General features: G+C 60.8%; 2 protein-coding genes. Both read right to left on the bottom strand.

All coding sequences use genetic code 11. The features are described from left to right. On the bottom strand, positions 1-182 hold a 182-nt coding region (locus EN935_RS39900; protein ID WP_164771921.1), incomplete at its 3' end, for a hypothetical protein. Positions 183-244: 62 nt separating this feature from the next. Next, the coding region (locus tag EN935_RS39895) for an SDR family NAD(P)-dependent oxidoreductase (RefSeq protein ID WP_164771920.1) at positions 245-485 on the bottom strand (241 nt) is incomplete at its 5' end.

Below are 485 nucleotides of genomic sequence, written 5' to 3'. Positions count from 1 at the left end.
GGGATGTAGACCAGCTGTTCGACAACCGGCCGCCACGATCCGATATCTGCCAAGCCCGCCTCGGCGCCAACCCGATCCGAGGCGGCGATGACCACGACATCGTATCGTTTGTTGGGGTTCGCTCCCGCCTCGTGAACCGTTGCGGGATCAATGATGTCCCCGATGAGGCCGGCGGCGTTCATGCCCCTCGCGAGCATTGGCGTCCATCTATTCTCTGGGCCGACTACGCCCGCACAGCGTTTGGCTACCATGGAAAGTCACCGCCTTCGTAACTGATCAGACGACCTGTGTCAGCGAAGGAGAGCCTATTGACTACGCTAAGCAAGCCGGCCACGCTGACAGCCGGGTCCATTCCTTGCATTTCGGAAAGTTCTGTTCGCACGAGCCCAGGGCGCAGCAGGACGCAGCTAATACCGTCCTTGCGCCAGTCAACGGAAAGTGTGCGCCATAGCGCGTTGAGACCCGTCTTGGACGCGCGGTAGATG

This window comes from Mesorhizobium sp. M7D.F.Ca.US.004.03.1.1, assembly GCF_003998635.1.
Taxonomy (GTDB): Bacteria; Pseudomonadota; Alphaproteobacteria; order Rhizobiales; family Rhizobiaceae; genus Mesorhizobium; species Mesorhizobium loti.
This window is presented reverse-complemented; position numbering and strand designations above follow the sequence as displayed.